Genomic DNA, 26799 nt, shown 5'->3' on the forward strand with positions numbered 1-26799 from the left:
GGCCTCACGGAGAGAAACTTGCCCGATATCGCCGTCCCCGAGATCCCCGTCGATGAAGCGGAGCGTCCGCTTCCTCCGCCCGAGCCGTCGGCGCGGAATGCGCTGCTCGACGGGCCGATCCTGCGCACGCTGCTGTGCCTGGCCTGGCCGAACGTGGTCGCGCTTTCCGCCGGCACCTGCGTGGTGATCGCCGAGACTTCCTATATCGGCCGGTTGGGGGTGGAATCGCTGGCGGCGATGGCGCTGGTGTTTCCGTTCGTGATCCTGATGATGACGATGTCGGGCGGCGCGATGGGCGGCGGCGTGGCGTCGGCGATCGCGCGGGCGCTCGGCGCCGGCGACACCGACCGCGCCTCGACGCTGGCCACGCACGCGATGCTCAATGCCATCTGCTTCGGACTAGCGTTCATGCTCGGCATGGGGATCTTCGGGCCGCGGCTCCTGGAAATGCTGGGCGGTCGCGGCAACGTGCTAGCCAACGCCGTCGGCTACGCGCAGATTTTTTTCGGCGGCGCCGTGCTGCCCTGGCTGATGAATTCGATGGCGGGAATCCTGCGCGGCACCGGCAACATGAAGCTGCCGTCGCTGATGATTCTCTCTTCTGCGGTGTTTCAGATCATTCTCGGCGGCACGCTCGGGCTCGGGCTCGGGCCGATCCCGCAATTCGGCATGCGCGGCGTCGCGTCGGGATCGCTGATCGCCTATTCGATCAGCATATCGGCGATGGGCTGGTATCTGTTTTCCGGGCGCGGGCGCGTCATTCCCAAGGTCAGGGGACTTCGCATCCAGTGGGCGATGTTCGTCGACATCCTCAAGGTCGGCGCGGTCTCCTGTCTGTCGCCGCTGCAGTCGGTGCTCAGCATCAGCATCTTCACCCACCTTCTGGCGCGGTTCGGAACCGAAATTCTCGCCGGCTACGGCATCGGCGCCCGGCTCGAATTCATGCTGACCTCGATTGCGTTCGCGGTCGGGATCGCGTCGGTGCCGATGATCGGGATGGCGATCGGCGCCGATCGTATCGCGCGGGCGCGCCGGATCGCATGGATCGCGGGCGCGGTCGGCTTCGTGTCGGTGGGCGCTGTCGCTACCGTGATCGCGATTTTCCCCGATCTCTGGGTCGACATCTTCACCCGCGACGCGGGCGTGCGCGCGGCGAGCCGGCAATATCTGGCAACGGCGGCGCCGATGTACGCCTTCATCGGCCTGTCGATCTCGATGTATTTTTCCTCGCAAGGAGCGGCAAAGGTTCTGGGGCCGGTGCTGGCGCAGACCGTGCGGCTTGCCTTCGTGGCCGCCGGTGGCGCGTGGCTGTCGATGCATGATGCGACGGCCGCGCATTTCTTCGCACTCGCCGCGGCGTCGATGGTGGTGCTCGGCCTGTTGTCGGCCGCCAGCGTGGTCCTGACCCGATGGGAACCGAAGCGCGTCAGCGCCCCCGACGTTCGCCCTGTACTGTCTGGAATGCTGGACTAATGCGTATTCCGCGAAAGCGGATGCCGGTTTTGCGAATGGAATACGCGCAAACGATCAACGCCGCCGGTGATGCCGGTGGCCGTGCCCGCCGCCGACATTGGCCATCCGCATCATCTGCGGAATCATGCTCATCAGTTCGCCGCCACCGCCGCCACCGCCGAGCATGCCCATGACATCGCCGCCGCCCATGCCGGCGCCATAGCCGTCGGGCGCGAAACCGGCCCCGCCATAGCCGCCGCCGAACCCGCCGGGAATGCCGCCGCCAAGCATCCCGCCAAAACCGCCACCGCCGCCTTCCATCATCTGGCTCATCATCGGCCCCATGGTCTGCATCAGCATGGCGAAGCGGCGCTTGCCCATCTTCGCCTTCATCATCTCCAGCATCGGCGCCATCTGGGTCATCATGTCGCCGCCGCTTGCGCCGCCCAGCCCAGCGAACTGGGCCCTGGCCGGCATTGTTGTCAGCGTAAACAGCAGCAGCGTGGCTGCCTGGCACACCACCTTGTCAGCTCCAGTCATGGATCGGCTCCCTGAAGCGCCCGCGCCGGGATAGCGGCGCCATCCGGACGCAATCGGGCCGAAGCTAGGAAGCAGCCGCGCCCGTTTCTGTGAGAAAGATCACGTTCCGAGGGAGCCAGATGCATGATCCGGAAAAAGTCGGAACCGGTTTTCCCTCGACAAACGCGAAGCGTTTGCTCGGAGATCATTGCGCAAACAAAAAGCCGGAGCGGGATGACGATTCGAAGAAAAGTCATCCCGCTCTAGGCGATGCGCCTGGCCGCGAAGTCGACCTGGAGACGCCAATTCGCGCCCTCGTCGGCCGAGATTTCCCCGGTCCAGCGAAACGAATTCGGCGCGATCTCCGAGAAGCGCCATCGGATCATGTGCCCGTCAGCCCGGTTGCCGAGCTGAACGATATCCTCGCCTTCGGCCCGGCCGATCATCTGCAGGAAATTCTGCGTCACCGGGTCGGTCCACTGGATCTGCCAGGCATCGATCCTGGGATCGTAGACCCGCAGCGTCGTGCCGTAGGAATTGACGTTGGCGGCGGCATCACCCCGGCGCAATTCGCCGCGCGGCGGAACGATCCAGACGTCCTGGATCGCGCGGCCTTCCAGCGCCCAGCCGAAATGCCATTCGCCCTTGCGACGGCGCCGGGAGCCGTCCCCGGCGATCTGCATGACGTCAAGCTCCCAGGAGCCGACGAAGCGTCCATAAAGATCCATCTTGCCGTGGCGGTCTGGCGCAGGGCCGTCGGCCCCGAGCGCATCGAGAAAGGCCGAAGCGGTCATGCGATCATTCTCCCAAGGGCTTTCTGCATGGCAAGCGCGGCCTGATCCATCTGCGCGTCGATGTAGGGCGCGATCTCGTTCGGCAAGACGTCGACGATCCACACCAGCCGCGTGCGCGCGTCGCCGTCGGGGATGACTTGCACCGACGCGCTGTGCTGCTTCACCCGCTCGCTGATCACGGCATAGACCAGCCGACGCCGCGTCTCGTCGCAATCGACCAACAGCTCGCGCGCTATTGTGCCATTGGCGAAGGTGACGATGCGGGCGTCGTGGTCGAGTTGCGCGTCGAGCACGAAGCCCGGCGCCAGCCGCCGGTGCACCGCGCCAAAATCGCGCACCGCGGCCCAGACGTCGTTCGGATGGGCGTCGATCGAGATGTTTTTGTGGATGGAAGCCATGGTGATTTTCCTGTTGTGGAAATGTGCCGTTACGGCGGGCTCAAGCCGTCATTGCGAGGAGCGTAGCGACGAAGCAATCCAGCTTCGCGCTCGCTGCGCTATGGATTGCTTCGCTTCGCTCGCAATGACGGTGGTCGGCGTGGGCGCCTACGTACACACCGCCTCGACATTGTTGCCGTCGGGATCGATCAGGAACGCGGCAAAATAAGTCGGGCTGTAGTCCGCCCGCGGGCCGGCGCCGCCGTTGTCGCGGCCGCCGGCCTTGACGCCCTCGGCATGGAATTTTTGGATCGCGGCATGGTCGGGGGCGCGGAACGCGATGTGGGCCCCGGCGCCGGAAACCCCCTTGTACAGATAGAGCCACAGCGCCGGTTCGCCCTTGGGCCCGAAGCCGGCGCCGCTCGCGTCGCGCGAGCACAGCACATAACCTAGCGGCGCCAGGGCCGCCGTATAGAAACGCGCGCTGGCGTCGAGATTGCCGACTTTCAGTCCGATATGGTCGTACATGATGATCTCCGTTTCTTGCGCGCACTCGAAAACGCGCGGGTTCGGAGACGACCCTAGTCAGTGCAGGGCAAGACGTTCTTGGAAAATCTTGCGCATCCCGCGCGAGGCCGCGCGGAACTTTCGCGGGCTGACCCCGGCGGCGCGGTGGAAGGTGCGCACGAAATTGGAGAGATCGCCGAAGCCGACGTCGTAGGCGACATCGGTGACCGGCCTTGCGTCGTCGGCCAGCAGGCGCGCCGCATGCCGCAGCCGCGAGCGCAGCAGATATTGGTGCGGGGTGACGCCCAGCACGCCCGAGAACAGCCGCAGGAAGTGGAACGGGCTGAGTTCGGCCTGCGCCGCCGCGCCGTCGAGGTCGATCTGCTGGTGCGAATTGGCGTCGATCCACAGCGCGGTTTCCACCGCGCGGCGCCGATTCCTTACCTTTGCCCGTTCGGGCCGGTGCGTGCGCCCGGACACGACCTCGACGAAGCGATGGGCAAATATCTGCCCGATTTCGTCGAGGCCGATATCGCTGCGGCCGTCCGCCGCAGCCTGCGCCAGTTCGCCCAGCACCATCAATTCCGGCAGCGGTGGTGCGGCTCCGACCCGCCAGGCCTCGGGCCGGTCGCCGATCGCATCCACCAGTTCGGGTGTCAGGAAAAACGACAGGCACTCGTCGCCGCAGACATGGTCGTGGGTGCAGATGAATTCGTCGCCGGGATAACCGACCAGGATCGATCCTGCCACCAGTTCGAAGAAGCGGCCGCGGCAGTGGCAGCCGAACGAGCCCTTGCGCACATAGGAGATCGAGTGGCTGGCATAGCGCTCGGCAAACGGCGTATCGCCCTTCACCGCCGTGCAGCGGAAGTCGGACACCGAGATGGATTTACGCTGCAGCAGGGTCGTTCTGTCCATACCGCAAATTTAGCCCTCCGGGCGCGGCGGGGCAACGGGCAGCAGCACGTCGAACAGGGTCTTGCTCGTGGTCGCGCCGCGCGCGCCTTCGATCGACAGCAGCCGGCGCTTCGAAATCGCCCCGCCATGCGGGGAGATCCTGTCGGCATAGCCGCCGGCTTCCAGCACGCGGTGGCAGGGCACGATGATCACAAAGGGGTTACGGGCCAGCGCCTGTGCCACCGAACGCACCGCGCCGGAAAGCCTGAGTTTTGATGCGATCTCCCCATAGGTGATGGTTTCGCCACGCGGAATATCGCGGGTGAACGCGTAGACCCGCGTGTGGAAGGCGGCGATGCCGCTCAGGTCCAGCGCGACGTCGGAAAGGTCGGCGGGTTCCCCGCGCAGCAGCGCGACGATGCCCTCGATCGCGGTTTCTATGTCGGGCGGCGGGCGTTGCTCGCGGGCGTCGGGATAGAGCATGTATAGGCGCTTGCGGGTTTCGATCTCGCGCGCCTCGGGCAGCTGCACCCCGACGATGCCGGCATCGCTCCAGGCAATGCCGCACCGGCCGACACCCGTATCGAAAATGGCATACCCACGCCCCGCCACGCGACTTCCCCCAACGGGCATCATAACACCGTCACGAAAATCCGCATCGGAAAATTCGGCTCTGGTTAAAGTCCGGGCGCGACGGGGCGGGCGACCGGCCGCAAGGTGCTTGGCGGAACGCGCGGTCTCGGCTAATCAGGGAGGCGCAAGCGGGCGTAGTTCAATGGCAGAACGGCAGCTTCCCAAGCTGCATACGAGGGTTCGATTCCCTTCGCCCGCTCCAGCGCGGCTTCAGTGAAATCAAGGCGCGTCCGCAGCGCTCATTGGTTTGAGCGACGCAGTTGATTTGATACGATAAATGGTCGTTTCAGTTCAATTCGCAGGAACCGCGGGAGCCACATCATGGCGGCAAGCTACAGCTATTCCGTCATTCTCGAGCCGCAAGAAGGCGGTGGTTTTACGGTGCTTGTCCCGGCCTTGCCCGAGGTCGTGACCGAGGGCGAAACCGAACAGGAAGCCCTCGCCAATGTCGAGGAGGCAATCCGTCCTCGAATATCGGCAGGAACAGGGGTTGACGCCTCCGTCCGATGCCCATCCCGAAATTCGTCACGTAACGGTGGTTGCCTGAGTATGGGCGGCGGACGGCTGCCAGTCGTCAACGGTAAACGTGTTGTCCAGGCGCATTCGTCGTCAATCGGACTGTCGAGAGTCATCACGTTCTTGTTTATCCCGGCGACCCGACGCGAACAGTGACTATTCCGGTTCATGCCGGGCGAGACTTGAAACCCGGCACTTTGCGCTCGATCATTCGACAGACCGGCCTGACCGTGGAGGAGTTCGTCGAACTTCTGTAGCGTTGCTTCCCCACCGACGCGCTTGGGTGCGCAGTTCGTAGGGCGGGTTGAGCCGAAGGCGTAACCCGCAGCTTTCCCGCGAGGTCTCGCCGACAGCGGCCTATCTTTCGCCCCCGATCACGCCTATATCGGGGGTGTCGAAAGACGATGGCGCTGAAACTTGGAGCGGACTGCGGGCAGACCCGGGGGCAGTACCCGGCGCCTCCACCTTAGCAGCTTGAGCTTAAAGGTCTCATTCCGGTGAGATCGATTCTGCCGCAAGGCCGAATCCCTGGGCTGCTAAGGCGGGGGCGAAACAGGATCGATGGTCGCAAAGAAGCTCTAAATTGTGCTCGGCATGATACCGCCGTTATCGGGTCAAAAACCTAAATGCAAACGATAACGTTGCATTGAACGAAGTGCGCCTCGCGGCGTAACCTGTTCGGGGTTCGGAGCACCTGGCAACAGAAGCTTCATCGCCGCGTCAACCCTCGGGTTGGCGCGGCTTTGTTTTGGGGGGTGTCAGAGCATGATCCGGAAAAGTGGGAACCGGTTTTCCGAAAAGATCATGCTCAAACAAAAAGAGAGCGCGATGACGACTCGAAGAAGAGTCAGCCCGGTCTCGCACCCGTTCGCTTGCTCAGTATTTGTAAAAACCACGGCCCGACTTTCGCCCGAGATAGCCGGCGTCGACCATTTCCTGCAGCAGCGGCGCGGGACGGTATTTCGGGTCCTTGAAGTCGCTATAGAACACGTTCATCACCGCCAGCAGCGTGTCGAGGCCGACGAGATCGGCCAGTGCGAGCGGTCCGATCGGATGGTTGGCGCCCAGTTTCATGCCGGCGTCGATCTCCTCCATCGAGGCCAGCCCCTCCTGCAGCACGAAGATCGCCTCATTGATCATCGGGCACAGAATGCGGTTGACCACGAAGCCTGGGGCGTTCTTCACCCCGATCGACGTCTTGCCCACGGTTCGCGCCAGTTCTTCCGTCAGCGCCACCGTGGCATCGGTGGTCTGGATGGCGCGGATGATCTCGACCAGCGCCATCACCGGCACCGGGTTGAAGAAGTGCATGCCGACGAAGCGGCCGGGCTGGGCCAGCGTCGCGGCGAGCTTCGTGATCGAGACCGAGGACGTATTGGTTGCGATGATGCAGGACGGTGCTGCGATGGCTTCGACCTCCTGCAGGATCTTCTGCTTGAGGGCGAGGTTTTCCGTGGCGGCCTCGATGATGAAATCGGCGCCCGACAGGTCCTTGATGTCGGTGGTGGTCCGGATCGCCGCCAATGCCGCGGTTTTGGCCTCTTCGGTCAGCTTCTGCTTTGCGACGAGCCTTGCAAGACCGGAGGAAACGGACTCGATGCAGCGCTTCAAGGCAGCCGGATCGATGTCGCGAACGATCACATCAATTCCTGCGGTGGCGCACGCCTGCGCGATACCCGTTCCCATCAGGCCGGAGCCGATGATGCCGACGATCTTGATACTCATATGCCCTGTGCTCCCGCGATAGGAATTTGATACTGCGAGAAATACAGGGCGCGATGCCGGTTCGCAACCGCAAGCCGCGCCGGCCCGCGGACATGCCTTCGCCCGGTCCGCGCGTTGCAGGTCGGCTTCAATTCCGCTCGCCGCCGTGCTAAGTGATCTGCAGGCAGCAAAAGAGGTGAGCGTTGGCCGAAGCGATCATCTCTCCTGACACGTCCCGCAACGATCTATTGAAGGTCGCCAGCGCCGGCGTGATCTCGGGCATCCTCACCCCGTTGATGGTGCCGCTGATCGACAGGATCGCCGGCACGCCCGGCGATTTCCGCATCGCGCTGGTGGCGATCCCGTTTGCCGTCCTGGTTTTCATCCTGATACGGCGGTTGAGTGCCAATCCGTGGTGGGCGGCGTGGATCGGCGCACTCGTCACCATGATTGCGTTCGTCGCCGCGGTGAATGCCGCGATCTTTATCGACGGGCAGGCCGACAATGCGGCCAAGGCGGCACGAAACGTCCTGTCCGGGCTGGCCGGCGGCTTTGTTGGCGCCGGCCTGATGGCGCTCGGGATCGCGCTATTGCCGGCCGGGCCGCGCGACGCCGCGGCGTGGCTGCCGATGCTGGCGACCGGCACCGTCGCCGGTGCGCTGCTGGCAATCGACAATGCGCTCGACCTCGATCTGGCCTCGGTGCTCTATCCGGTCTGGCAGGCCGGCGTCGGGGCCATGCTGGCGCTGGCCCTGCGGCGTGCAAAACTTTCCTGACGCGAATTCGTTTCGGGCCGGCCATGCCCGACCGCCCCGGTATCACCGGGGCGGCGGTCGACGGGCGCCAGCCCTCATGCGCCTTGCGGCACCTGATCGAGAAAGCCGGTGATGCTCTTGATCCGCCCGTCGCGGACGATCGCAAAATCCGTGCCCTTGATCGGAGCGTCGGCGCCGTCGGGGCCGAGGCCCCAGGAGAAGCGGACGTGGTCGCCAAAACCGTCGGCGCGGCCGAGCAGTTGAAACCGGAAATCCGGAAAGCGCTGCTGCACGCCGGCGACCAAGGCGTCGACGCCGTCGTGGCCGTCGCCGCTCATCAAGGGGTCGACATAGCGAGCATCGCTGGCCCAGTTTTCGCTGAGGATGGCGCGGCGGCGGCTCGGCGTCCGCTCGTTCCACAGCTCGATATAGCGGCTGGCAATGGTATTGACGTCAGTCATGTCTGTGCTCCTTCGATTTCAGCCGGATGAACCGGCGGTTTGACTATCGAAGGTTGGCGCGATCCAATCGATTACCTCCGAGGTCAAGGATTGACCTCTAGAGCATGATCCGGAAAAGTGGGAACCGGTTTTCCCTCGACAAACGCGAAGCGTTTGCTCGGAGATCATGCTCAAACAAAAAGATAGAGCGGGATGACGATTCGAAGAAAAGTCATCCTGCTCTAGGTCAGGAATTTCGATTTACCGCGCCGCGGTCACCATGATCTCGACATTGTAGGGGGCTGCCGCGAGCTTGGCCTCGAGGGTGGCGCGCGCCGGCGTATTTCCCGCCGACACCCATCCGTCCCACACCGCGTTCATCTCCGGGAAGGTCTTCATGTCGGTGAGGTAAATCGTCGCCGTCAGCAGCTTCGATTTGTCGCTTCCCGCTTTCGCAAGATGGCTGTCGATGATCGAGAGCACTTCCTGCGTCTGCCTGGTCACGCTTTCGCCCGCCGCCTTGTTGGCGACTACCCCGGCGAGATAGACGGTGTCGCCGTGGACCACGACCTGGCTCATGCGCGGCCCGGTATCGAAACGCTGGATGGTCATATTGTTCTCCGAATAGGTGGGGCCGACTACTTAGCGTGCGGACGCAGCTTCCGCCACCGCGAACTCGCGGGCAGCGGCTGCCGGTCGGCTTTGACCCCGGAATCTATTGCCCGAACGCCTCATAGACCAGCTTCTTGAAGGCGGGCGTGATGCGACTGCGTTCGGCCTGGCTCTGCTCCATCATGATGTAGAGCATGTCCAGTTTCGGATCGACGCCGAAGTAAGTGCCGCTGCCGCTGTCCCATTTTAATTCGCCGATCGAGCCGGGTGCCGGAGGTTTGGCGTTTCCCGGATCGGTCCGGACCGCGATGCCATAGCCATAACCAAAACCGTCGCCGGGAAAATAGAAATAATCCCGCCCGACGCCGGAGCCCGGCCCGATGTGGTCCGACGTCATCAGCTTGAACGCGGCCGGGCTGAGATATTGCCGGCCGTCGAGCTTGCCGCCGTTGAGCAGCATCTGCGCAAAACGCGCATAGTCGGCCACGGTCGAGACCAGCCCGCCGCCGCCCGATTCCCATTCAGGGTGATCGCGCCGGTCCTTCTCCGCCAGCTGCAGAATCGAATCATTCGGCAGCGGCTCCGCCATGCGTTTCCATTCGGCGGGACTGAGCACGAACTTGGTGCTGGTCATGCCGAGCGGATCGAGAATGCGTTCCTTCATGAACTGGTAGAGCGTCTTGCCGGAGACGATCTCGATGATGCGTCCGACGATATCGGTGGAGTGGCCGTAGCGCCAAAGCGTTCCGGGCTGCCGCGCCAATGGCAGGCGGGCGATGCGCTCGGCAAATTCCTGGTTGTCGAAATGCCCGGCGAAAATATGGGCGTCGCGATAGGCTTCCTCGATCAGCTCGCCGCCGATGTAGCCATAGGTGATGCCGGAGGTCTGCCGCAGCAGATCCTCGACCGTTACCGGCCTGTCCGGCGGCACCAGCTTGAGGGTAGGCTTGCCGTCCGCCGTCTTGGAAGCGACGCCGACCTTCACGCCGGCGAAGGCGGGAATGTATTTGGACACCGGATCGGACGGTGCGAGCTTGCCCTCGTCGATCAGCATCATCGCGGCGAGACAGGTGATCGGCTTGGTCATCGAATGCAGCGCAAAGATCGTGTCCAGCGCCATCGGCACCCTGGTGGTGACATCCTGATAGCCCAAGGTCTTGAGATAGACGGGCGATCCGTGTTGCTGGACCAGCACGACCGCCCCGGGAATCCGTCCCGAAGTCACTTCATTGTCGAAAAATGCGGACAGCCGTTCGAGCCCGGCGGCCGAGGGCGCGGGGGGCTCGGTTTGAGCGCGGGCGGGCATGCCGTTTGCAACTGCCAGCATGGCTAGGAATAGGTAAATCCGCATGTTCGTCGTCGACACCAGGGCCACAGCACGAGTGAATTTACTCCCGTCCGGGACACGGCGGCGTTCGAAAAAGCACGGTCACCCGGTTGTGTGGAACGCAAAAGCGCACGGGGCCGCAGAATGGCCGCGCCGATATCTATCCCGCCGCCTTCGCCGCGGCGCGGCCGGCGTTGCGGCCGGAGAACAGGCAGCCGCCAAGAAAAGTACCTTCCAGTGAACGGTAGCCGTGCATGCCGCCGCCGCCGAAACCGGCCGCTTCGCCGGCGGCGTAAAGCCCGGGCATGATCTTGCCGTCGCCGCCGAACACGCGGGAGTCGAGGTCGGTCTCGAAACCGCCCAGCGTCTTGCGGGTCAGGATGTTGAGCTTGACCGCGATCAGCGGGCCGTGGGCGGGATCGAGAATGCGGTGCGGCTTGGCGGTGCGGATCAGCCGGTCGCCGATATAGCGGCGCGCATTGTGGATGTTCATGACCTGCGCATCCTTGACGTAGGCGTTTGCGATCTCGCGGTCGCGCGCCTCGATCTGGGCCTTGAGGTGATCGAGCTTCAACAGATTGTCGCCGGCGAGCGCATTCATGGCGCCGACGAGATCTTCGAGATTGTCGCGCACGACGAAATCGGCGCCCTTGCTCTTGAAGGCTTCCACCGGCGCGGGCGCGCCCTTGTTGGTGGCGCGGCGCGCGGTCATCAGCCAGCTTTTTCCCGTTAGATCCGGATTCTGTTCCGAACCTGACAGCGCAAATTCCTTCTTGATGATGCTCTGGGTCAGCACGAACCACGAATAATCGTAGCCGGTCGCCATGATGTAGTGCAGTTGCCCCAGCGTGTCGGAGCCGGGAAACAGCGGCGAGGGCAGCCGCTTGCCCAACGCGTCGAACCACATCGACGACGGTCCGGGCAGGATGCGGATGCCGTGGCGCGGCCAGATCGGCGACCAGTTCCGGATGCCCTCGACGTAATGCCACATCCGGTCGCGGTTGATCAGCCGCGCGCCGGCGGCTTCCGTGATGCCGATCATGCGGCCGTCGACATGTTCGGGCACGCCGGAGATCATGCTCTTCGGCGCTTGCCCGAGCCGCGCCGGCCAGTTCCGCCGCACCAGGTCGTGATTGCCGCCAATGCCCCCCGATGCGACGATCACGGCCTGCGCGCGCAGCCTGAAATCGCCCGTGACCTTGCGCGAACTGCTTTGGCCGCGCTCCACGGGGTCGGAAGCGAGGACCGCGCCGGTGACGCCGTCGACGGCGCCGCCTGTCATCGTCAGCGCATCGACGCGATGGCGGAATTTGAAGGTCAGCCGGCCGCTGTTCTGAGCCTCGCGCGCGCGCCGTTCGAACGGTTCGACAATCCCGGGACCGGTGCCCCAGGTGACGTGGAACCGCGGCACCGAATTGCCGTGGCCCATCGCGTCATAGCCGCCGCGCTCGGCCCAGCCGACCACGGGAAAGATCCGATGGCCCATCGCGCGCAGCCAGGCGCGCTTCTCGCCGGCGGCGAAGGCGACATAGGCTTCGGCCCACCGCCTGGGCCAGAGATCCTCCTCGCGGTCGAACCCCGCCGATCCCATCCAGTCCTGTAGCGCCAGGTCAAAACTGTCCTTGATGCCGAGCCGGCGCTGCTCAGGGCTGTCGACCAGAAACAAGCCGCCGAACGACCAGAAGGCCTGTCCGCCAAGGCTTTGCTCGCCCTCCTGATCCACCACGATGACGCGTTTGCCGGCGTCAGCGACTTCGCATGCGGCAACAAGACCCGCGAGGCCGCCGCCGACCACAATTACGTCCGCATCGTCAGCCATAGCGTTTCCCCCAAGTCCCCAAATCATAGAAGCCCGCAGCGTTTGCCGCGGTCAACGGCAAACGCTTGCCCTCCGATGTGCACGGTGCGCAAATGAATATTAACTTGTTCCGATTTGGGACCTTTCACCCACAGGGTGCATCCCGCCGGCAACACTCAATTTGAATTTGGGTTGAAGGGCATTCGGGATCTGGACAAAAATCCGATCCCGCAACACGCTGGCTTTCATCTTGCATCACACAAGATCATCAGATTCGGGTTCGACAGTTTGCACTGGGGCTGGGATATGAAGTTCGTGACGGGACTGCTCGCGGTGGTTCTCCTCTTGGCAGGGGTGGGCGCGAGTCATGCGGTGGTCAGGATCGCCGACGATCGCGGCGGCCGGATCGGTACTTATGTCGACAGATATCAGGACCTGCGTACCTCGGGCGAGCAGGTCATCATCGACGGCCTGTGCGCCTCGGCCTGCACCATCGTGCTCGGCGCGGTTCCGCACGACCGGATCTGCGTGACCTCGCACGCCAATCTCGGCTTCCATGCCGCCTGGGATTTCGGCGCCAACGGCCGCGCGGTGACCAATCCCGAGGCGACCCAGATGCTGTATTCGATGTATCCCTCGCAGGTGCGGCACTGGATCGCCGCGCGCGGGGGGCTGACCCCGCACATGATCTTCCTGCGCGGCAAGCAGCTGATGAGCATGTACAAACCCTGCTACCTCGACGCCGAGGCGTCCGCGCCACGGCCGTCAGCCGCCCGTCGGGACCGCGATTCACGTCCGCATGTTGTGATTACGCCTTCCCCGGCCGTGCTTGCCCGGCAACCCGACTAGGCCTATCTGAAGGCGGCAGGCGGTGACCGGCGGCGACGCCGGTCGATCCGCCAAGTCATCAGATGGTCGCCCATGGCCCAGCCGATTTCCACCCAGCAGGATGTGTCCGCCGCAATCAGGCGGCCAGGAATTCGCCTGCCAAGAGCTGTGTCGGCGTTGGCGGTAGCCGGTGCGGGCCTCGGCACGGCGCTGCTGCTCGGTACGCTGGCGTTGTGGTTCCATTACGGCACAGCGGTGTTCTTCGAGACCATCGCCTCCGGCGTCTCCGCCTGCTTCTGATCCGGTAATCACAAGGGAATTTCAGGATGGATCGGACCAAGCGGCCGCTGGTCATTCTCGCAGCCTTCTCGGCCAGCCTAGTGGTCGGCTTGCTGGTGATGCTGTGGGTCGTGGGTGGCCTGAAGCATGTGGCGGTGCCTGCCGCCATCGGCGGCCCGTTTCAGCTGACCGACCAGTCCGGCCAGGCCGTGACGGAAAAGGACATGGATGGCCATCCGACCCTGATTTTCTTCGGCTTCACCCATTGCCCCGACGTCTGTCCGACCTCGCTGTTCGAGATTTCCGAGGTGCTCAAGGCGCTGGGCAAGGACGCCGACCGGCTCAACGCCTATTTCATCTCGGTCGATCCGGAGCGCGACACCGCGGGTGCGATGAAGGATTACCTTTCGAGCTTCGATCCGCATCTGAGGGGCCTGACCGGCACCCCGGAACAGGTGACGAAAGTGACCTCCGCCTACCGGGTTTATGCCAAGAAAGTCCCGCTCAAGGACGGCGACTACACCATGGATCACACCGCGCTGGTCTATCTGATGGACCGCGACGGCAAATTCGTTTCGCCGTTCAACCTCAATCGGAAGCCCGAGGAAGCCGCGGCTGATCTCAAACGTTACCTCTGAGCGGGCCACTTCGTCTTCTCCCCTCCCTCCACGCGCATCGCGCGCGTGGCGGGGTCCGAGGCGAGCGAAGCTCGCTCTCGAGGTAGGGGGTGGGGGGTCTATCCGCTTGCTCCTCTGGCAGAGAGTTTGCTGAACCACCCCCCACCCCTCCCCGCCGCTTTGCGGGGAGAGGGGCGAAGAGTGGCAGACGACATTCGCCTTATCGGCCGGATGGTCTATAAGGCCGTCGAATTCCCAAGAAACCTCCCAAGAAACCTCCCAGGAAAACTCCCAAGAAACCCCTCGGCAAATGCGATCCCTGACAGCCTCATTTCCCGGCGCAACAATGTTTCAAACGCTCCACGCGGCCTCGTCGGCAGCGGTCTTGGCGATAGCCGGCCTGTCGCTCGGCGTTTGGCTGGCGCTGGCCGGCGGCGCCGCGCAGGCGCAAGGCATCGCAAAACCCGGCACCGAGGCGGCGCCGCAGGCCGTTCCCGGTTTCTGGGATCCGAGGCGGCGGCCGGACCGGCCTGATCTGTCCCGCCTGACCGTGATCCGGTTTCTGACCGAAACCGATTATCCGCCGTTCAACTTCACCGGGCCCGACGGCAATCCGGCCGGCTTCAATGTCGATCTGGCCCGGCAGATCTGCGAAGAGATCAAGGTCACCTGCACCATCCAGATGCGCAGGTTCGAGACCCTGCTCGACGCGCTCTCCAGCAACCGGGGCGATGCCATCATCGCGTCGCTGGCGGTGACACCGCAGATGCGCGCCCGGCTCGATTTCAGCGATCCTTATTACCGGGCGCCGGCGCGATTCGTGTCGCGGCGCGATGCCGTGATACCGGAGATTCGCCCCGAATATCTCGAAGGCAAGAAAGTCGGCGTCGTCGCCGGTTCCTCGCACGAGGCCTATCTGAAGGCGATGTTCACCGACGCCGAGCTGCATTCCTATCCCAATGACGACGCACTGCGGCTGGCCTTGCGGCGCGGCGAGGTCGATTTCATTTTCGGCGACGCGATCTCGCTGGCGTTCTGGATCAACGGCACCGATTCCGACGGCTGCTGCGCGTTCTCCGGCGGCCCGTTCGTCGAGAGCCGCTATTTCGGCGAGGGCATCGGCATCGGCGTGCGCAAGGGCAACGATCTCTTGCGGCAGGCGCTGAACTGGGCGCTGTTCCGGGTCTGGGAAAAAGGCCGCTACACCGATTTGTGGCTGCGCTATTTTTCCGTGAGTCCGTTCTAGCGTCGTCCCTCGCGTTCGTCATTGCGAGGAGCGAAGCGACGAAGCAATCCACACTTGCTTTGTTGCCCGATGGATTGCTTCGCTTCGCTCGCAATGACGGCTATATTGCTACCGGCCAGCTTCCTGGCCCCGGAGAAAGCCCCTTAGATGTCCACCCCGAACGATCTGCGCTCGCTTGCCGAACAATCCAACGCCTGGCCGTTCGAGCAGGCGAAGGCGATCGTCGCGCGGCTGAAAAAGAAACCGAAGGACGAGGTGCTGTTCGAGACCGGCTACGGACCGTCGGGGCTGCCGCATATCGGCACCTTCGGCGAGGTCGCGCGCACCACCATGGTGCGGCATGCGTTCCGCGTGCTGACCGAGGACAAGATCAAGACCCGGCTGCTGGCGTTCTCCGACGACATGGACGGCCTGCGCAAGGTGCCGGACAATGTGCCGAACAAGGAGATGCTGGAAAAGCATCTCGGCAAGCCCTTGACCACGGTGCCCGATCCGTTCGGCACCCATCCGAGCTTCGGCGCGCACAACAATGCGCGGCTGCGCGCCTTTCTCGATACGTTCGAATTCGACTACGAATTCGCCAGTTCGACCGAGTACTACAAGTCGGGCCGCTTCGACGCGACATTGCTTCTGATGCTGGAGCGCATCGACAAGGTGATGGCGATCATGCTGCCCAGCTTGCGCGAAGAGCGCGCGGCGAGCTATTCGCCGTTCCTGCCGATCTGCCCGCGCACGGGTGCCGTGCTCTATGTGCCGATATCGGAACACGACGTGAAGGCCGGCACCATCTCCTATGACGATCCCGAGACCAGGGAGCGCGTCACGCTGCCGGTCACCGGCGGGCATTGCAAGCTGCAATGGAAGCCGGACTGGGCGATGCGCTGGGCAGCGCTGGGCGTCGACTATGAAATGGCCGGTAAGGATTTGATCGATTCCGTAAAGCTGTCGGGCAAGATCTGCGCGGCGCTCGACGGCCTGCCGCCGGAAGGTTTCAACTACGAACTTTTCCTCGACGACAAGGGCCAGAAGATTTCGAAGTCGAAGGGCAACGGGCTCACCATCGACGAATGGCTGCGCTATGCCTCGCCGGAATCGCTATCGCTGTTCATGTACCGCGAACCGAAATCGGCGAAGCGGCTGTATTTCGACGTCATCCCGCGCAACGTCGACGACTACCAGCAATTCCTCGAAGGCTATCCGCGGCAGGACGCAAAGCAGCAGCTTCAGAATCCGGTCTGGCACATCCATGCCGGCCATCCGCCCAAGGCCGACATGCCCGTCACCTTCCAGCTTCTGCTGACCCTGGTGTCGTCGTCGAACGCGGAGAACGCCGCGACCTTGTGGGGCTTCATCGGGCGCTATCGTCCGGGGGTCACGCCGCAGACCCATCCGAAGCTCGATGCCATGGTCGGCTATGCCATCAACTATTATCGCGACTTCGTGGCGCCGACCAAGCAGTTCCGCGAGCCGGCCGATACCGAACGCGCCGCGTTGCAGGATCTGCGTGATGCGCTGTCGCAGCTGCCAGCGACGTCCTCGGCCGAAGACATCCAGAACGTGGTCTACGAGATCGGCCGCCGCGAGCCGTTCCTCGACCCCGTGAAGAAGGGCAAGGACGGCCGGCCGGGCGTGTCGCTCGACTGGTTCAACATGCTCTACCAGGTGCTGCTCGGTCAGGAAAAAGGCCCGCGCTTCGGCTCCTTTGTCGCGGTCTACGGCCTCTCAAATTCGGTCGCGATGATCGACGGCGCGCTGGCGCGGTCGGCGTAGGCCTTCCACTCCCTGCGAAAGCAGGGACGACTCCCTGCGAAAGCAGGGACGACGCTGAGAATCCGCGCATCCATGCGGAAGCGACGCCGTCCTTCGGACGGCTATGCCCGGCAATGACGATCGCGGCGAACCGTGCTACATTGCCGGCATAAGAAACACACTCAACATGGGAGCACGCTCATGCAGTTCAGGGTTTCGCCGGAAACGCTTGGGGACTACAGCGCCGAGGAATGGCAGGCGCGGGTCGACCTCGCGGCGGCGCACCGGCTGGCCTTTAACCAGGGCTTCAGCGAGGGCATCTTCAACCATTTGACCTTCGTGGTGCCGGGCCGCAGCGACCGCTACTACCAGATTCCGTTCGGGATGCATTGGTCCGAGGTCACGGCGTCTTCGTTCATGGAAGTCGGCATCGACGACGGCAAGGTCAAGCGCGGCGAGGGCGAGGTGGAACGCTCCTGCTATTGCATTCATGCGCCCATCCACAAGGCGCTGCCGCAGGCCAAGGCGGTGTTCCATACCCACATGCCCTATGCCAGCGCGCTCACGCGCCTGGAAGATCCGCGCATCAAGGAGATCGGCCAGACCGAAGTCGGAATGTCCGGCGAGATCGCGTATGACGACGAATACACCGGTCCGGCGCTCGATCCGGCCGAAGGCGCCCGCCTCGCCAGGGTGATCGGCGACAAGAGCGTGTTGTTCATGGCCAATCACGGCATCTCGACGGTCGGCGAGACTGTCGCCGACGCCTACGACCGGCTGTATTACATCGAGCGCGCGGCGCAGGTTCAGATCTACGCGATGTGGACCGGGCAGCCCCTGAAACAGCTTCCCGACGCCGTGGTCGAGAAGACCAGGCGCGATATCGGCGGGGCCAGCCTGTACAAGGGTCCATCGCCGGCGCAGCGCCATTTCGATGCATTGAAGCGCATCCTCGACCGGAAAGAACCTGACTACACGACCTAGCGCATGATGATTTTTGGCTAGGGCGTGAACCCATAGGTTCGAGCAGCCGGCGGAGGTCGCTTTGGTGCGTATTCCGGACTCATGTCGGACATTGCAGCAGTTCCGGAAAGCGCCATGAACAGACACGCCGCCTCATTCACCTCAAGTGCGGCGCAAGCCGAAACCTAATCTGATCCAGGCTGTGCCGGCCATGATGAGATCGATGCCAAGGAACACGCCGAGGATATAAAGGCTCGAGACCGGCCAGTGCGCTAAAATGAGCAAGCCGAGCAGCAGCGTGATGACGCCGGACAACAGCACCCAGATCCAGGGTGATTCCCGTTTCATGCTGAAGGCCAGGATGATCCTCATGATGCCCGAGGCCACGAGCGATGCGCCAAGAATGAGGGTGAGCAGCGCGGCCGCGAGCAGTGGATTCTCGAACGTGACGAAGCCGGCAACGATATAGAGGACCCCGAGCAGGGCCCAGAGCAGGAATTTGCCCCAGCTCTTGATCTGGAAGGCGCTAAACACTTCGGCGACACCGGCGATGATCATCATCACGCCCACCAAAAGGACGCTCGCGACGGTAGCCATCACCACGCTGCCAAGCGCGACAAGCCCGGCGAGCAGATAGACGACGCCGAGCGCGACGATCCAGCCCCACTTGGCGCGTAACGGTGCCAGGTCAGAACTGGCTTGAGGATTTCTCAGGGTGTCTGAAGCATTGGTCATGACGGTCCTCCGATGCGAAACCAATCCGACGTTCGTCTGCTGTTTTAATATCAAGAGGAGGAACTGCCTCATAAAGCGATGGGTTCCGTTGATCTATATCAACCTTCCGCGCTGAAAGTTCCTTAATCTCCCGTGCGTGGGGATTTATAGGGAGGTTACTGTCATGCTTCGCTATATTCTCGCTGCTCTTGCAGCAGTCGTTCTACTTACCGCGAGCTTGATCCCCGATGATGCCTATGCGCGTCGTGGTGGAGGTGGCGGCTTCCGTGGCGGTGGCGGCGGATTTCACGGTGGCGGCTTCCGTGGTGGCGGCATGCATGCCGGACGCATCCACGGCGGCACTGGAAGAATTCATGGTGGCGGCGGCTATGCGGCACGCCCCTCGCATCCGATAGCAGGTCGACCCATAGCCGGTCGTCCGGGCCGTCCGATAGCAGGTCGCCCCGGCCGCCCCGTCGCGGGTTATCCCGGCTATGGTGGTGGCTACCGCCCGGGTTGGGGCTACGGTGCTGCGGCAGTGGGAGCAGCCGCCGCGGCCGGCGCGTACGGTGCCTCTGGCTACTACGGCAACAATGGCTGCTACTACGGCAACTATGGCGAGTTGGTCTGTCCGCAGCAATATCCGTATCAATATTGATGCGACCGAAGTTCAGGGCGGCGGTCTGTTGCCGCCGTCCGCCCCTCGCTTTCTTGGTAGGGCTCAAAGGAGCCAACTCATCAGCGGCTGCCGTCAATTGCGCATCGGATTGTAACGGTAGTTTTTTCGGAAAGTGTCTGGCGCAGCGCAGCAACGTTTCTTTTCACGAGAGCTGAGTTCGTCAGCCAAGAGGCCATCCCACCGGCCCCGCGCGTGTCGGCGGCAGGCATCCTGCTGGATCGCGGCGTTGGCGTTGCTCGGCGATTTGATCCGGTCTACCGCCGATCTGAGAGGCGATTACTTCGTCCAACATGCTTTTGGCGAGACGGCGCAACAGTTTTTTTCGCGAGAGCTAAGGGCTAGACCGCTCATCGATATTCTCTGATCACGCGGCCTGATGCATCCAGGATTGCGTCCGAGGGGTTAGAAGGCTTCAGGGCGTTTTTCTTTGGGGTCGCTCGAGACGCAGCCGCTGCGCTCGCATGCGTTTGATCTCTTCATTGAGCGCGTCGATTTGCTCGTCGCGCCGCAAGGATTTCGATTGGCGCGCGTCCGCTTCGCGCAACTTGTCGAGCGCTTTCTCGACGGAAAGTTTTTTGGTGTCGGCCATGGTGCCATCCCTGATGCGAATGGGTGTTCTGACGAGGCGCACTACGCACTACTTCTTGAAGCCGGAAAAGGCCTTTTCGCGAATACGTCGCCGATATCGGCTGACACGTTCGGCCGTCGAACTGAATCAGCCGCAATTGCTTTCTCGGCCGGAAATCCCAAGGATCCCCGCTAGGCACCATATATATACATATTGGGCAGACGAAGCTGACCATAGACGTACGGCTTGGCTGACATCCGAGTTGGGTCTTGTGTCACGAAGCGTAGCCGGTCCAAACGGCTGCGCGCAACTTTATAGGAGATGAAGGTAGGTCCTTCGGGTTCGGCGATCAGGTCGCTGATCCCAAGCCACCGCAGGCCGCTTTGGTCAAAAGCCACGGTGGTGAGCGCTGCGGAAACGCTGGGACGGTGATCCCGGCAGGTACGGTTGAGAGAGGCGAGCGCAAGCGAACCGTCGATGAAATGTCGAAAGCGGATTAGGTGATGTCAAAACCGAGGGTTGACCCTACCTTCGGGATCAGTTCGGTGGATGTCCTGATACTGACCGAGCGACATCCGGCATGTAGACGGCGCGAAGCTCAACCAGGCTCTTGTAAGGAACGTGAGAACCTAGCCGGCGATGCCAAGGGAAAAGACACAAGCGGCTCCAACCGCAAGGCCGAAAGTACCGATGCGCCGGAGAGGGGCGGACTGCTCCGTAGTAGCGAGGAAGCGGCTGTAATGGTCGTGGAGCGAAGGGGGCGGGTCATCGACGATGAATCGGGCCAACCGGCAACGGGAGGAGCCCGAAGCTCAACGGAAGGCGGCAGCCTTCAATCGATGGCACGAGCCGGATGATGCGAGAGTATCAAGTCCGGATCTGTGAGAGGCTCAGGGTGAAATTCCCCGGGCCTACTCGGCATTCGTGTCGTTTCCGCGATGTCGGCTGTGAGTCCGCTTTACCCCCAAGAACCGACATCGTCAGTTAGACCAGCCACGTCCGAAAAGTGCCAACAACGGAAGTGAAGCGGCGTCTTTGCGGTCTTGAGATTGATGACCACTTCCATTTTGGTGGGCTGTTCAACCGGCAAATCGGCTGGCTTTGCGCCACGCAAAATCTTGTCGACGTAGTTTGCGCCCTCGATGGCGATCGCGACCATATTTGGACCAAGACGCATCAAGCCGCCAGCAACTACAGTATCCCTAAAACCGTAGCAGGATGGCAATCGATGCTGTTGCGTTAGTAGCGCAATCTGCGTGCTATTGAGCAAAGTAAAGGCCCCCGGCGATGCTGATGAGGCCATCTGCCTTGCTTTGTTCAATTTCCTGAAACACAGCAGGTAAATCGTCCGATGATTGGGCCTCGTATTGCGTTAGCTGAATGCCAAGGGACGGCGCTGCTCTCGCTAAGGCGGCTATGGCGAGAGTGGAGACGAACTGAGATGAGCAAACACTTTAAGGAGGATCTCCGATGGCTTGGCTCTTCCTGCTCGTTGCTGGCCTGTGCGAAATCGCCTGGGCAATCGGCCTCAAATACACGGAAGGATTCTCGCGCCTGTTACCCATGATCGGCACGGTCGCCGCCATGGCGGCCAGTATCGGATTCCTCGGCCTGGCCCTTAAGTCGCTGCCGGTCGGTACGGCCTATGCGGTGTGGACGGGCATCGGCACCATCGGCACTGCGGCGCTAGGTATCTATCTTTTCAATGAGCCCGCGACGTTGCCTAGGCTTGCCTGTATCGGCCTCATTCTCTCGGGCATCATCGGACTGAAAATCACCTGATAGGCCGTGCTGCGATGTGGATCTCGCGGAAGGTCAACACTCAAAAATAGCTCTCCAACGTGCCGCGCCGCCGGATGTCAAGCGTGGCGCAGTGGAAGGCGCCGCCAAATGCGGCGTAGTGCAAGAACTCGCATGGAATCGGCTCAAATCCCCATTTTTCCATCGCTCGCATTGTTCCGGTATGATGGGGATCAAGGATGACGCGATTCTCGTCCACTGTCAGCACGTTCATGTTGAGCCATTTGCCGCATAGCGACGTGATCTTGAGCATACGATCGATGATCGGGTCGGGCTCCGGGGCCACAAGGACGTCCCATTTTTTCAAGATGGCCGGGAGACGGTCGACGTCTATGTATTCGGGATTGATCAGAATCTTGCCGGGCCCAAGCGGCAACATGGTGGTATCGATGTGCATCGGATTGGGACAGCGGCTCTCGATCTCATGAATGCGATAACCGTCCCCAAGATGGCGACGCAGCCATTCAATACCGGACGCATTGGTTACGTTGCTGCGGATCACGAACAGGTCGCGCCCGCAGCGAAAGAAATCGGCGGCGTCGAAGACCGGTTCGAATTCAGTCAGGATATATGAGATCGGCTCGCCTTTTTCGGGGACGCGAAAATCTGGATCGAACAGTTCGTTCGTCAGTTGCGGTCTGGGCGCGGCGGTCCAGCGCGCGCCACGCCGGAAATAATCCTTCAGGATCGGACGATAGGAGTGCGTCTCGAAGTAGCGACACGGCCAAACCATCGGCGTTTCGATGATCTCGTCACCGATCACCAGCATGCTGTCGCGCGGACAGGTATTGCAGAACCCGTGTGAAGACCATTCCGGCGTGCTGAAGCGTTTCTTGTGATCAACCGGTTCCGGCCGCGTCACCACGATACCCAGCGACTGTAACAGCGCAACAAAGCCATCAAGCTCGCGCTGCGCCGGTTCGATCATGATCTTTGGAAAACGGAAGCCTGCGACCAGCGACTGAGCCCGCGCAGCCATGCCCGGAATGTTGCAGGTGACAACCGGATGACCGGACGGGATGGTCGCACCCTCGAGCCTTCCGACAATCACTTCCTCCAGCGGATCCCACTCGTTGTGCGAGTTCACTGGAGAAGCCTGCCCCGCTGGGGCCGCGTCCGGGCCGATACTGCGCGTGATCATGTCCATTGCATGAGGCCTCTGAGGGCTACAACTGTCGCGCGTCTTGGAGGTTCCAACGGAAGCTGGACGCGGTCGGCGGGCGACGAATTGGCCTAATCTACGACCGGGGACGGCTCGTATAAATCTAAAGACTAGAGCCGCTTGCCGATTTCAACTGAGGCGGTTCCGCCTGGCGTTAGCGTCAAAGTGTCCAAGTCCGAGTTGGGTCTTGTGTCACGAAGCGTAGCCGGTCCAAACGGCTGCGCGCAACTTTATGGGAGATGAAGGTAGGTCCTTCGGGTTCGGCGATCAGGTCGCTGATCCCAAGCCACCGCAGGCCGCTTTGGTCAAAAGCCACGGTGGTGAGCGCTGCGGAAACGCTGGGACGGTGATCCCGGCAGGTACGGTTGAGAGAGGCGAGCGCAAGCGAACCGTCGATGAAGTGTCGAAATCGGATTAGGTGATGTCAAAACCGAGGGTTGACCCTACCTTCGGGATCAGTTCGGTGGATGTCCTGATACTGACCGAGCGACATCCGGCATGTAGACGGCGCGAATCTCAACCAGGCTCTTGTAAGGAACGTGAGAACCTAGCCGGCGATGCCAAGGGAAAAGACACAAGCGGCTCCAACCGCAAGGCCGAAAGTACCGATGCGCCGGAGAGGGGCGGACTGCTCCGTAGTAGCGAGGAAGCGGCTGTAATGGTCGTGGAGCGAAGGGGGCGGGTCATCGACGATGAATCGGGCCAACCGGCAACGGGAGGAGCCCGAAGCTCAACGGAAGGCGGCAGCCTTAAATCGATGGCACGAGCCGGATGATGCGAGAGTATCAAGTCCGGATCTGTGAGAGGCTCAGGGTGAAATTCCCCGGGCCTACTCGGCAATCGCATCGGTTTTGGCATGCCCCAAGCATATCCAGTTAGTGGGTAATCTCGGAGGTGCCGAAGCAGATCAATTATCCGCGCCTCTGCGCACCTCCCATAGGGAGAGGTCGGCGCATCCGGGTCGGCGCATCGCGCCGTCCGGGCACAGGCTCAGCGCCGGGTGAGGGGTTACGCTCACTCGTTGGACCTGCGCCCCTTACCCGATTTGCTGCGCAAATCGACCTCTTCCCGATGGGAAGAGGTGACTAATCATCCTGGTCCAGCCGCGCCTCTGACTCGTTCCGCGAACGCGTGCCAGATTTCCGGACGCCAGCTTCCATTGGCCGCGCCCGATGTCGAAGGCAGTATCCAGATCCGGGTCGTCGCGATGGTCTCGGTCTGCTCGCCATAATCTTTCCTGCCGCCCAGAAATCTCTCGCCTGCCGTCTTGCTGGTGAAGGCAAGGAATTTGGGCCGGCACGCGGCGATGGACGCTTGCAGACGGGTGCGTCCGGTCCCCGCCGCGCCGGCCAGCGGGATCTGATGATCCATTCCCGCATGTGTCTTCACGAGGTCGGTGAGACCGATCCCGTATTTGAGGAGCTCGCGATATTGCCGAGGCTCCAGCAGCTCGGAAGTAAGCCCGGTCTCGTGCAGAATTATCCAGAACTTGTTCTGCTTGTGCGCATAGTAGGCCGCCGCTGCGGCGGATGCGGTACTTGCCGCGGATCCACACAGCACGACTTGCAGGGATTCGACCAGCAGGTCCTGGAGAATGTCCGGCAAGCGCAAGTTACTGACTCGCCCACACGATCCGCGCGATCCACGCGACGTCGCCGGCCGAAAGCGTGCGGTCGGCATGGCCCGAATTCAGCGATTGCAGCTCCAGCGTCTTGGTGGTGCGGCGCTTCAATTCCCTGACCATCACTTCGCCGGCCCTGGTTTTCACCACCACCCGGTCGCCCCGGCGGATCGGCGTACCGGGGGACACCACGAGGACGTCGCCGTCGCGATAGGTGGGCTGCATCTGGTCGCCGGAGATTTCCAGCGCGTAGGCATGCTCGTCATTGAGCGCAGGCAGCGCCACCTGGTCCCATCCCTTGCCGGTCGGGAACCCGCCATCGTCGAAATAGCCGCCGCCGGCGGTTTGCGCGAAGCCGAGATGCGGCAGCGACGGCACGGTCCGCGCGCTGTCGCCGATCAGTTGCACGAACGTCTCGATGGAACTGTTGGTTGCCGCCAGGGCCTTGGAGACCGATTCGGTCGAAGGCCAGCGTTCGCGGCCATCGGGCGTGACGCGCTTGGATTTGTTGAAGGTGGTGGGATCGAGGCCGGAGCGCCTGGCGAGCCCGGAGGGCGACAGGCCGGCGCGCTCCGCCAGCCGGTCCAGCGCCGTCCAGATTTGCCCGTGGGTCAGCGTTTTCGGCTGTTTGGCCATCATCCGGTGCTTCTCGACTTAGGAATTATTGCCTCAAATGGCGGCCTTTCGCAATCGCGGTGGAGCGTCCTGCGCTACGCCCTTGAAGTGCGCAGGCGCCGCCGATACGGTCCGGCACCCCCCGGGAAATCCCATTGGACTCAACGACAAGACAGGACTTTCGGATCACGTGCGCAGGATCTACAAAATCTGCCCCGCTTCGGCCTGGCGCGAAGCCGAGCGGCAAGGGGTTTACCGCGGCAGTGCCGACGACGCGCGCGACGGTTTTATTCATTTTTCCATCGCCTCGCAGGTCGCGGAGACCGCAAGGAAGCATTTCTTCGGCCAGACCGGACTGTTCCTGATCGAGGTCGACGCCGATGCGCTCGGCGAGGCGCTGCGCTTTGAACCCTCGCGCAACGGCGAACTGTTTCCGCATCTCTACGGCGAACTCGATCTCGGCGCGGTCGTCGGCGTGCACGACATGCAGGCGCGGTCGGACGGCACGCATGATATTCCGGAGTTCGCCCCGTGATCCGCGCCTTCGACGCCTTCTCGCTGCCGCTGTTGCGCTGGTTCGATCCGGAGGATGCGCATCGGCTTGCGATCCAGGGTTTGAAACTGCTGCCGCCGACGCGGCCGCGGCCGGACGATTCGAAGCTCGCGGTGCGGGCGTTCGGCCTGAACTTCCCCAACCCGATCGGCATGGCCGCGGGCTTCGACAAGAGCGCGGAAGTGCCCGACGCGCTGCTGCGGTTAGGTTTCGGCTTTGTCGAAATCGGAACCGTGACGCCGAGGCCGCAAACCGGCAATCCGCGGCCGCGGCTGTTCCGGCTGGAGCGCGACGAGGCCGCGATCAACCGCATGGGATTCAACAATGACGGCGCCGAGGCGGTGCTGCGGCGGCTGGCGGCGCGCGCGCATCTGGGCGGTATCCTCGGCGTCAATGTCGGCGCCAACAAGGATTCCGCCGACCGCGTCGCCGACTATGTCAAGCTGATCGAGACCTTCGCGCCGGTGGCAAGCTATTTCACCGTCAACGTGTCGTCACCGAACACGCCGGGCCTGCGCAACCTGCAGCAGGCCGCAGCCCTCGACGATCTCCTGGCAAAAGTGATCGACGCGCGCGAGCGCGTGCGCCAGAACGCCGGCGATTCGCCGGTGCTGTTGAAGATCGCGCCCGACCTCAGCCTCACCGAACTCGACGACGTCGTGCATATCGCCCGCTCGCGCCGTGTCGACGGCATGATCGTGGCCAATACCACCACGGCGCGGCCCTCGACCTTGCGCGAACAGATCCGCGCCAAGGAGCAGGGCGGCCTGTCGGGGCGGCCGCTGTTCCGGCTGTCGACTCGCATGGTGGCCGAGACCTATGTGCGCGCCGAAGGCGCATTTCCGCTGGTCGGCGTCGGCGGCATCGATTCAGGCGGCGCCGCGCTGACAAAAATTCGCGCCGGCGCCAGCCTGATCCAGCTTTATTCGTCGCTGATCTACAAGGGCCTCGGCCTGGTCGACCACATCAAGAACGATCTCGCCGCGACGCTGCTCCGCACAGGCCGCGACTCGCTGTCCGAAATCGTCGGCGCCGACGCCGCGACGATCACTGCCGAGGACTGGCCGGTTTGAT

The 26799-nt window shown here is 62.8% G+C and carries 30 protein-coding genes, 1 tRNA gene, 1 other RNA gene and 1 pseudogene; 16 read left to right on the top strand and 17 right to left on the bottom strand.

Annotation, left to right across the window (positions count from 1 at the left end; all coding sequences use genetic code 11):
• Nucleotides 1–18 precede the first annotated feature (18 nt).
• The gene (locus B5525_RS13635) at nt 19–1473 is read left to right on the top strand and encodes an MATE family efflux transporter (protein WP_079566471.1); all 1455 of its coding nucleotides are present in this window, start codon (nt 19–21) and stop codon (nt 1471–1473) included.
• Nucleotides 1474–1527: 54 nt separating this feature from the next.
• Here B5525_RS13635 and B5525_RS13640 read toward each other — a convergent pair whose 3' ends face one another.
• The 6 genes from B5525_RS13640 to B5525_RS13665 all read right to left on the bottom strand — a co-directional run bounded on the left by B5525_RS13640 (nt 1528) and on the right by B5525_RS13665 (nt 5158).
• Complete coding sequence (locus B5525_RS13640) at nt 1528–1992, bottom strand: hypothetical protein (RefSeq protein ID WP_079566472.1); 465 nt, start codon at nt 1990–1992, stop codon at nt 1528–1530.
• Between the two features lie 242 nt (nt 1993–2234).
• Nucleotides 2235–2765, bottom strand: a complete 531-nt coding sequence (locus B5525_RS13645; protein ID WP_079566473.1) for a hypothetical protein — start codon at nt 2763–2765, stop codon at nt 2235–2237.
• Nucleotides 2762–3163, bottom strand: coding sequence for an SRPBCC family protein (locus B5525_RS13650; RefSeq protein WP_079566474.1), 402 nt, complete (start codon nt 3161–3163; stop codon nt 2762–2764). The genes B5525_RS13645 and B5525_RS13650 overlap by 4 nt, the downstream gene beginning before the upstream one ends.
• 147 nt (nt 3164–3310) lie before the next feature.
• On the bottom strand, nt 3311–3670 hold the full coding sequence (locus tag B5525_RS13655) for a VOC family protein (RefSeq protein WP_079566475.1): 360 nt from the start codon (nt 3668–3670) through the stop codon (nt 3311–3313).
• Between the two features lie 57 nt (nt 3671–3727).
• Nucleotides 3728–4567: a helix-turn-helix transcriptional regulator gene (locus tag B5525_RS13660; protein ID WP_079566476.1), complete on the bottom strand. Its 840-nt coding sequence runs from the start codon at nt 4565–4567 to the stop codon at nt 3728–3730.
• A gap of 9 nt (nt 4568–4576) precedes the next feature.
• The gene (locus tag B5525_RS13665) at nt 4577–5158 is read right to left on the bottom strand and encodes a methylated-DNA--[protein]-cysteine S-methyltransferase (RefSeq protein WP_079573333.1); all 582 of its coding nucleotides are present in this window, start codon (nt 5156–5158) and stop codon (nt 4577–4579) included.
• Nucleotides 5159–5307: 149 nt separating this feature from the next.
• Between B5525_RS13665 and B5525_RS13670 the strand changes: the two genes are divergently transcribed.
• From B5525_RS13670 to ssrA, 4 genes and pseudogenes are all read left to right on the top strand, one after another.
• A tRNA-Gly gene (locus B5525_RS13670) sits at nt 5308–5381 on the top strand.
• A 119-nt stretch (nt 5382–5500) separates the two neighbouring features.
• A complete protein-coding gene (locus tag B5525_RS46255; RefSeq protein WP_244567893.1) occupies nt 5501–5851 on the top strand; it encodes a type II toxin-antitoxin system HicB family antitoxin in 351 nt (116 codons plus the stop codon).
• A pseudogene (locus B5525_RS46260) lies at nt 5842–5952 on the top strand (type II toxin-antitoxin system HicA family toxin); the annotation flags it as partial. The gene B5525_RS46255 and the pseudogene B5525_RS46260, both read left to right, overlap by 10 nt.
• A 97-nt stretch (nt 5953–6049) precedes the next feature.
• Nucleotides 6050–6410, top strand: a transfer-messenger RNA (tmRNA) gene (gene ssrA / locus B5525_RS13685).
• Between the two features lie 161 nt (nt 6411–6571).
• Here ssrA and B5525_RS13690 read toward each other — a convergent pair.
• Nucleotides 6572–7420: a 3-hydroxybutyryl-CoA dehydrogenase gene (locus tag B5525_RS13690; protein WP_079566477.1), complete on the bottom strand. Its 849-nt coding sequence runs from the start codon at nt 7418–7420 to the stop codon at nt 6572–6574.
• A 182-nt stretch (nt 7421–7602) separates the two neighbouring features.
• Between B5525_RS13690 and B5525_RS13695 the strand changes: the two genes are divergently transcribed.
• Entirely contained in the window at nt 7603–8175 is a 573-nt protein-coding gene (locus tag B5525_RS13695) for a hypothetical protein (protein WP_079566478.1), read from the top strand.
• A gap of 74 nt (nt 8176–8249) precedes the next feature.
• Here the strand turns inward: B5525_RS13695 and B5525_RS13700 are convergent, their stop codons facing one another.
• From B5525_RS13700 to B5525_RS13715, 4 genes are all read right to left on the bottom strand, one after another.
• Nucleotides 8250–8615: a nuclear transport factor 2 family protein gene (locus tag B5525_RS13700; RefSeq protein WP_079566479.1), complete on the bottom strand. Its 366-nt coding sequence runs from the start codon at nt 8613–8615 to the stop codon at nt 8250–8252.
• A 240-nt stretch (nt 8616–8855) separates the two neighbouring features.
• A complete protein-coding gene (locus B5525_RS13705) occupies nt 8856–9206 on the bottom strand; it encodes a RidA family protein (RefSeq protein ID WP_079566480.1) in 351 nt (116 codons plus the stop codon).
• Nucleotides 9207–9309: 103 nt separating this feature from the next.
• Complete coding sequence (locus B5525_RS13710) at nt 9310–10557, bottom strand: serine hydrolase domain-containing protein (protein ID WP_079566481.1); 1248 nt, start codon at nt 10555–10557, stop codon at nt 9310–9312.
• 136 nt (nt 10558–10693) lie between these two features.
• A complete protein-coding gene (locus tag B5525_RS13715) occupies nt 10694–12352 on the bottom strand; it encodes an FAD-binding dehydrogenase (RefSeq protein WP_079566482.1) in 1659 nt (552 codons plus the stop codon).
• Between the two features lie 285 nt (nt 12353–12637).
• On the opposite strand from B5525_RS13715, the gene B5525_RS13720 reads away from it, so the two are divergent.
• The 6 genes from B5525_RS13720 to B5525_RS13745 all read left to right on the top strand — a co-directional run bounded on the left by B5525_RS13720 (nt 12638) and on the right by B5525_RS13745 (nt 18034).
• Entirely contained in the window at nt 12638–13180 is a 543-nt protein-coding gene (locus tag B5525_RS13720) for a hypothetical protein (protein WP_079573334.1), read from the top strand.
• Nucleotides 13181–13252: 72 nt separating this feature from the next.
• Nucleotides 13253–13459, top strand: coding sequence for a hypothetical protein (locus B5525_RS13725; RefSeq protein ID WP_079566483.1), 207 nt, complete (start codon nt 13253–13255; stop codon nt 13457–13459).
• Between the two features lie 26 nt (nt 13460–13485).
• A complete protein-coding gene (locus B5525_RS13730) occupies nt 13486–14076 on the top strand; it encodes an SCO family protein (protein ID WP_079566484.1) in 591 nt (196 codons plus the stop codon).
• A 325-nt stretch (nt 14077–14401) separates the two neighbouring features.
• The gene (locus B5525_RS13735; protein ID WP_079566485.1) at nt 14402–15301 is read left to right on the top strand and encodes a transporter substrate-binding domain-containing protein; all 900 of its coding nucleotides are present in this window, start codon (nt 14402–14404) and stop codon (nt 15299–15301) included.
• Nucleotides 15302–15448: 147 nt separating this feature from the next.
• Nucleotides 15449–17071: a lysine--tRNA ligase gene (locus B5525_RS13740; protein ID WP_079566486.1), complete on the top strand. Its 1623-nt coding sequence runs from the start codon at nt 15449–15451 to the stop codon at nt 17069–17071.
• 180 nt (nt 17072–17251) lie between these two features.
• Entirely contained in the window at nt 17252–18034 is a 783-nt protein-coding gene (locus B5525_RS13745) for a class II aldolase/adducin family protein (RefSeq protein WP_079566487.1), read from the top strand.
• Between the two features lie 141 nt (nt 18035–18175).
• On the opposite strand, the gene B5525_RS13750 is transcribed toward B5525_RS13745, so the two are convergent.
• Nucleotides 18176–18748 carry an HdeD family acid-resistance protein gene (locus B5525_RS13750; protein ID WP_079566488.1) on the bottom strand — a complete coding sequence of 191 codons (573 nt, stop codon included), beginning with the start codon at nt 18746–18748 and terminating at the stop codon, nt 18176–18178.
• Between the two features lie 163 nt (nt 18749–18911).
• Here B5525_RS13750 and B5525_RS13755 point away from each other — a divergent pair, with 163 nt between their 5' ends.
• On the top strand, nt 18912–19385 hold the full coding sequence (locus B5525_RS13755) for a hypothetical protein (RefSeq protein ID WP_079566489.1): 474 nt from the start codon (nt 18912–18914) through the stop codon (nt 19383–19385).
• A gap of 433 nt (nt 19386–19818) precedes the next feature.
• Here B5525_RS13755 and B5525_RS45330 read toward each other — a convergent pair whose 3' ends face one another.
• Together B5525_RS45330 and B5525_RS43850 are read right to left on the bottom strand one after the other, a co-directional pair.
• Nucleotides 19819–19995: a hypothetical protein gene (locus B5525_RS45330; RefSeq protein WP_172899869.1), complete on the bottom strand. Its 177-nt coding sequence runs from the start codon at nt 19993–19995 to the stop codon at nt 19819–19821.
• 937 nt (nt 19996–20932) lie between these two features.
• Entirely contained in the window at nt 20933–21277 is a 345-nt protein-coding gene (locus B5525_RS43850) for an ABC transporter substrate binding protein (protein WP_154073198.1), read from the bottom strand.
• A gap of 167 nt (nt 21278–21444) precedes the next feature.
• Here B5525_RS43850 and sugE point away from each other — a divergent pair, with 167 nt between their 5' ends.
• Complete coding sequence (sugE, locus tag B5525_RS13765; protein WP_079566491.1) at nt 21445–21756, top strand: quaternary ammonium compound efflux SMR transporter SugE; 312 nt, start codon at nt 21445–21447, stop codon at nt 21754–21756.
• 40 nt (nt 21757–21796) lie between these two features.
• Here sugE and B5525_RS13770 read toward each other — a convergent pair whose 3' ends face one another.
• The 3 genes from B5525_RS13770 to B5525_RS13780 all read right to left on the bottom strand — a co-directional run bounded on the left by B5525_RS13770 (nt 21797) and on the right by B5525_RS13780 (nt 25193).
• Nucleotides 21797–22921, bottom strand: coding sequence for an amidinotransferase (locus B5525_RS13770; protein ID WP_244567894.1), 1125 nt, complete (start codon nt 22919–22921; stop codon nt 21797–21799).
• 1104 nt (nt 22922–24025) lie between these two features.
• Nucleotides 24026–24547 carry a mismatch-specific DNA-glycosylase gene (locus B5525_RS13775; protein WP_244567895.1) on the bottom strand — a complete coding sequence of 174 codons (522 nt, stop codon included), beginning with the start codon at nt 24545–24547 and terminating at the stop codon, nt 24026–24028.
• A 1-nt stretch (nt 24548) separates the two neighbouring features.
• Complete coding sequence (locus B5525_RS13780) at nt 24549–25193, bottom strand: S24 family peptidase (RefSeq protein ID WP_079573335.1); 645 nt, start codon at nt 25191–25193, stop codon at nt 24549–24551.
• Between the two features lie 169 nt (nt 25194–25362).
• Between B5525_RS13780 and B5525_RS13785 the strand changes: the two genes are divergently transcribed.
• Nucleotides 25363–25707, top strand: a complete 345-nt coding sequence (locus B5525_RS13785) for a DUF952 domain-containing protein (protein ID WP_079573336.1) — start codon at nt 25363–25365, stop codon at nt 25705–25707.
• Complete coding sequence (locus B5525_RS13790; RefSeq protein ID WP_079566494.1) at nt 25704–26798, top strand: quinone-dependent dihydroorotate dehydrogenase; 1095 nt, start codon at nt 25704–25706, stop codon at nt 26796–26798. The genes B5525_RS13785 and B5525_RS13790 overlap by 4 nt, the downstream gene beginning before the upstream one ends.
• Nucleotide 26799 lies beyond the last annotated feature (1 nt).

It is taken from the genome of Bradyrhizobium erythrophlei, assembly GCF_900129505.1.
Classification (GTDB): domain Bacteria; phylum Pseudomonadota; class Alphaproteobacteria; order Rhizobiales; family Xanthobacteraceae; genus Bradyrhizobium; species Bradyrhizobium erythrophlei_D.